General features: G+C 49.3%; 2 protein-coding genes and 1 pseudogene. 1 reads left to right on the top strand and 2 read right to left on the bottom strand.

Annotated elements, in window-relative coordinates:
* Nucleotides 1–208: pseudogene (locus tag ACLR2L_RS18405) on the bottom strand (thiamine pyrophosphate-dependent dehydrogenase E1 component subunit alpha); the annotation flags it as partial.
* Nucleotides 209–546: 338 nt separating this feature from the next.
* Here ACLR2L_RS18405 and ACLR2L_RS18400 point away from each other — a divergent pair.
* A complete protein-coding gene (locus ACLR2L_RS18400; RefSeq protein ID WP_413370263.1) occupies nt 547–5,343 on the top strand; it encodes a S8 family serine peptidase in 4,797 nt (1,598 codons plus the stop codon).
* 87 nt (nt 5,344–5,430) lie between these two features.
* On the opposite strand, the gene ACLR2L_RS18395 is transcribed toward ACLR2L_RS18400, so the two are convergent.
* On the bottom strand, nt 5,431–5,799 hold a 369-nt coding region (locus ACLR2L_RS18395), incomplete at its 5' end, for an SOS response-associated peptidase family protein (RefSeq protein WP_413370261.1).

Genomic DNA, 5,799 nt, shown 5'->3' with positions numbered 1-5,799 from the left:
CCATACGTTCATCCAGTAGGCGCGTGTAAACCATGGTGTGATAAATTTTACCAGCGAGTGTTTGGTCCATCTGCGGCACGGTTGCGCCTGGATATATTTTTCCATCTGGATCAAGAATGGCCAGCATGGGAATATCGAGCAGCCCGTTTTCTATGATCTTAACCTCGTGCGTTAAGGCAACATGGTCGAGGTGATTTCTGTCGTTCATTGGCGTCCTCTAAAGGGATTTTTAACCTATATCTATCGTAGAACAGGTAACAAAGGAGCGTCTGACTAATTTAACAATTAGTTTACGTTAACGTGAGGATAAACATTTCTTCGGAATCACAGAAACGTGATGGTTCTTCTACTTTTTTGCAAGATGTAAAACTCAGGTTAATTCACTGCTAAAATTACGTGTAAATAATGCACTGAAAACTATTGGTGAATTGATCGGTCTTTATACAAAGTTTCGTAAAAGCCTATGACACCAGATAGCCTGATGTGATAAAACTCGACAAAATTATAAGCCGACAGAAAACCGGCCACCGCTATGGAGTAGTATAAGTGAAGCCAATTTACACTGTGCCTTTCGTCGTATCAGGACTGTTACTCACCAGTACAGTCATTGCTGATAGTCAGGCTATAGAACCAACATCGGTAAACAAACCTGTTAATGTAGTCGCGCATCAATCAGCCAGCGCTACCGCTAATTCTTCAGAGAAACAACCTTATATTATTCGTCTCACCGAACCATCGGTAGCCCAGTACAGCGGCGGCATTCGCGGTTTTGAGGCGACCATGCCAGTGAATGCAACCAAAGGAAAACTCAGCCGGGTAAATTCCCAAAAGCGTGAAGTAACTGCGTACCGCAACTATTTAAAACAACAACAGGCGGGCCTGCTAAATCGCGTGGCATCCGTTACGGGTAACGCCACACCGCTCAAGCAATTTCAGTATGCAATCAACGGTGTGGTAATGAACCTTACCGCTGCAGAGGCAGAAACAATTCGCAATTTAAGTGGTGTGAAAGCCGTAGACGCTGACAAAAAGCTTAAATTGAATACCGATACCAGTACCGAATTAACCGGTGCACGACAAGTGTGGTCAGGCGCGGCAGACAGTGGCCTTGATGCCATGGGTGAAGGCACCGTTGTAGCCGTGTTTGATACAGGCATTAACACCGATCACCCTTCATTTGCCGCCACCGGCGGCGATGGCTACACCCACACTAACCCATTGGGTTCGGGCAATTATCTGGGGGATTGTGCGGGTAGTTTCCCGGGCTTGTGTAACGACAAACTGATAGGCGTATACAGCTATTCACTGATCACCAGTCAGTACGCCGATACCGACGTGTTTCCAATTGGACTTGATCGCAACGGCGAGGATTACAACGGGCATGGTTCACACGTTGCAAGTACCGCAGCAGGCAACGTCCTGAATAACGTTCCTGTGTATGGTTTGGCGTTCGACGAGGAAGTCAGTGACGGCTATCCGGGTGAATTTGCCTTCAGCCAGATTTCCGGTATGGCACCTCATGCCAATATTATTTCATTTCAAACCTGTTTACCCGGTGAATCTGACGACGAATACACCGGTTGTTACTACAGTCTGGCGATCAGCGCTATTGATGATGCCATTGAAACCGGCATTGTAGACGTTATTAACTATTCGATTTCTGGTGGCGAAGCGGTATGGGGCGATGCACTCAGTGAAGCCTGGTTATCGGCCAATAACGCGGGCATTTTTGTAGCCCATTCTGCCGGTAACGATGGCCCCGCGGCAGCAACCAGCGATAAATATGCGCCCTGGATCACCCCGGTTGCAGCAACAGATCATGGCCGCGTGGTTGATTTTACTAAAACACTGTCTGGTTTTTCTGGTGGAGTATCGGTGCCCTCCACGATTACCGGCCAAAGTAACACCGCTGGCATTACCGCAACCGTGGTGTACGCAGGCGATTACACCAACGCCAACGACCCTGATGGCGACCCTGCACAGTGTTTAGAACCGTTCCCAGCGGGCACGTTTAACGGTGAAATAGTATTGTGTGATCGAGGTGAAATCGCACGGGTACAAAAAGCCAAAAATGTCGCAGACGGCGGTGCCGGTGGTTATATACTGGCAAATGTGTCGGCAGATGCCGATAATCTGGTGGGTGATGTGTATGTGATCCCCGGTATTCACGTTAGTCTGGCTGCGGGTAATCAGTTACGCACCTGGTTAGCAAGTGGCTCAGGCCACAGAGCGACGATTTCCACTACGTCGGGTACCTTGTCTATTGATGAGGATGCGTTAGATACGGTGGCGAGCTTTTCATCGCGCGGTCCTAATACCGAAATAAGCACGTTACTGCCCATGGTGAGCGCACCGGGTGTACAAATTTATGCAGCCTATGCCGATGAACATTACGGCCACGAAACCACCAGTCCTGCACCAGCGGATTACGCTTACCTGGATGGCACATCGATGGCGTCTCCTCATGTAGCGGGCGCTGCAGCACTGGTACGTCAGGTAAATCCTACCTGGAGTGCCGATGCTATTCGATCAGCGCTGATGATGACTGCCGAATCGAATTTACGGGTAGCGGGTTCATTGGATGATGCCAACTGGCTGGATATGGGCTCGGGTCGTATTCAGGTTAACCAGGCGGTAAACGCCGGTTTAATTATTGAAGAAACACAAGCCAATTATGAAGCCGCCGACCCAGATCTTGGAGGAGAACCCAAAGATCTTAATATACCGGCACTGGTAGACAACAATTGCTTAATTGAATGCAGTTGGCAACGCACATTCACCGCCACAAAAGCGGGTAGCTGGACTGTCGCCGGCGATGCCATGGCGAGCGGCCTTGAAGTGTCGGTGTCACCGGCCTCATTCAATCTTGCAGCAGGGCAATCTCAAACAGTTACCGTTACTGTAAATACCTGGAACGCCAATGATGGCGACTGGGAATTTGCGCAGATATTACTCACTTCAGCAAATTCACCTGATTTACATTTGCCAGTTGCAGTAGTGGCTTCCAATGGCAACTTCCCTGATGACATTAGCCAAACCAGCTACCGCAACGCAGATTCACTGCTAATCAAGGATTTGGTTGCCATTGAGATTACTGACTTTACAGCCCGTGCATCGGGTTTAGTAGCCGCGACTGTAGTTAACGAATCCCTGGCTGAAGATTCCGATAATGATACCTTCCTGGATGACATTGACGATGGTGTCTATCTTCAGATAGTTGAAGTAGAAGAGAATACCGACCGCCTTGTGGCATTGATTAGCGACTCCACTGCGCCAGATTTGGATTTGTTTGTGGTTTTCGATATCAACGGTGATGAGTCAATTTCCACCTCTGAAATCATTGCAGCATCTACCACGGGAAGCTGGGATGAATACGTTAATATTGCGCATCCCGATGCCGGTACCTACTACGTATTTGTGCAAAACTACACCGGGTCGAACCGGGCAACCGATGACTTTGTATTAGAATATGCCGTTGTTCCAGCGGTAGACGAAGGTACATTATCCGTTGACGGCCCAACCAGTGTTGCCCTACGTGAACCATTCGACATGCGAGTAAGCTGGCAACTGCCAGACAGCCTTGAGGGAGACCGCTACTTTGGCGCAATTGTAGTAGGCAGTGACGCCGATAACCCGGCCAACTTAGGTACCATTCCGGTGGATCTGGTGCGCGGTGTAAACGATGTAACGCTGGCCGCTACGTCATCTGGCCGTGTTGGTCCCGGTGATGTCGCGAGTTATGCTGTTACCGTTAAGCGCAATAACACCAATGAAAACCGCGATTACGAAATAAGCGTAACCGTTCCGGATGGTACATCTGTGGTTAACGGAAGCGTTGGTAATGGCGGAGTGGTAAACGGTAAAACGATTACGTGGCAGGTTACCCAAACGGCCAATGGCACATCCGCCTCTTACGACTTAACGTCAAACCAGAACGATCCTCAGTGCACTTTACCCAATGTGGGCCAGGGTACCGGATACATCGATCTTCAGGCACTGGGTTATAAAGCCAATTTCAGCTCAATGGATACGGCACTGGCTAACTACCCTATTCAGTTTAAGGTATTAAACGACACCCTCAACAGCCTGAATGTGTCTTCTAAAGGCTTTATCACCAGTACAGATGCGCGTGTACCTGCGCGTCCTGGTATCAACCAATCATTAACCCGAGTGCAGAATAATGCGGTAACACTGGCCCCCTTCTGGCGTGACTGGTCGTTTGCTACAACGTCTGACGCGGGTATCGCCGCAGCGTCTTTTAATAATGGCAAGGTGTCAGTCATTGAATGGCGCGGTATGGTGTCGGGTACTGAATCTGCCGATTTCGAGGTGATCCTGGTGCACGATGCTGTTAATGGTGAGCCTTCGGTTATGTTTGCCTACAACAATGTTACGCTGCACGATGATTCAACACCATCAACCATTGGTTATGCCAGTGAAAGCACCCAAAGCGGTGGCCATTTTGGTTATATCAGCGCGGCTGACAACAGTGTTCAGGCTTCGGTGGTAAACGCAATTTCGTCGGGCACAGTGCTGTGTTTAACCGATAATTCGTCTATCCAGGCGGCTGGCGATACCACTCTGTCATTCTCGCTTCGTTTAGATAATAACGCCAGTATCAGTGGTGCTGTGCTGGTAGCCCTCACCTCCTCGGTAACCAATATTCCGGGGACGGGTAGCGAGTCACTGGCAGCTAACAGTGATGTACAGGTACATGCTGCGCCGATTATTTTGATCAACGGCGCAACCACAGCCAGCCTGTCGATGACCGAACAACAAGCTACAGTATTGCCTGTAACAGTGTCCGACGCCAACGGTGATAGTGTTACGCTGAGCGTTGAACAACTCAGCGGCCCCACTGCTTCGGTATCGGTAAGTGGTGAAACGATAACAGTTACGCCAGCCTCTGCGGCGAGCGGCAACACGATAGTGCTTAAAATAACAGCCACTGATGAGTTTGGTTACAGCAGCTCAGCACAGGCTACGGTAACGGTGACTGAAAATCAGCCTCCGGTACTTACCGTAAGTGCGCCATCCAGCGTACAAGAAGGTAGTACCATTACAATACGTGCTACGGCTACCGACCCTGAAGGTGACACAGTCACCTTTACCATCAACGGTGTGCCGGGCTCTTCATTCAGTAGCACCGCACCAGAGACGGATAGTTCTACCACGGTTAACTTTACCGTCACGGCTACCGACGGTAATTCAACCGTAACACAATCCGTTAGTGTAACCGTAACTAACCGCCCAAGTAGTGGCGGCGGTAGTTTGGGCATTGGCTTGTTGATTGGTCTGGCACTGCTAACCTTGCAACGTGCCAGAAAACGTGTAATGCACTAAGCATGTGACATAATAAAACAGCCCGCACGATGTAATGTCGTTGCGGGCTTTTTTATGGGGCTAATTCTTCGTGGAGATGAGTTTTACTTAATCGGGCACTATCACAAAACTGTCACCAACTGGTTCATGCAATGAAGGCTTGTTTATAGGCATAACAGTAAACCGATGGCGAATTGTAGGTATCAGTAAATCTTCCAATGAAACCGACGGATACGTTTCACAATCCAGCCAGCGCTGCACGCTGTTATCGTGTAACGACAGCATAAGTGGTGAGGCCTTTTCGTGTATGGGTAACAGCTTGGGATGTGGCGCCAGTGTTACTACTGAACAAGACGTTTCAACAAACGCATTGCCGTGGGTGTCTCTGCCATGCCATTCCCTGTAAAGCCCGCCCATTGCTAATGGGTTGTCACTATCGGCTATTAAGTCGTGATAATAGGTTTGCGAGCCTGCTTT

This window comes from Alteromonas sp. AMM-1, from assembly GCF_047290655.1.
GTDB classification, from domain to species: domain Bacteria; phylum Pseudomonadota; class Gammaproteobacteria; order Enterobacterales; family Alteromonadaceae; genus Alteromonas; species Alteromonas mangrovi.
Note: the sequence above shows the minus strand (reverse complement) of the source record. Positions and strands in the feature narration are given on the sequence as shown.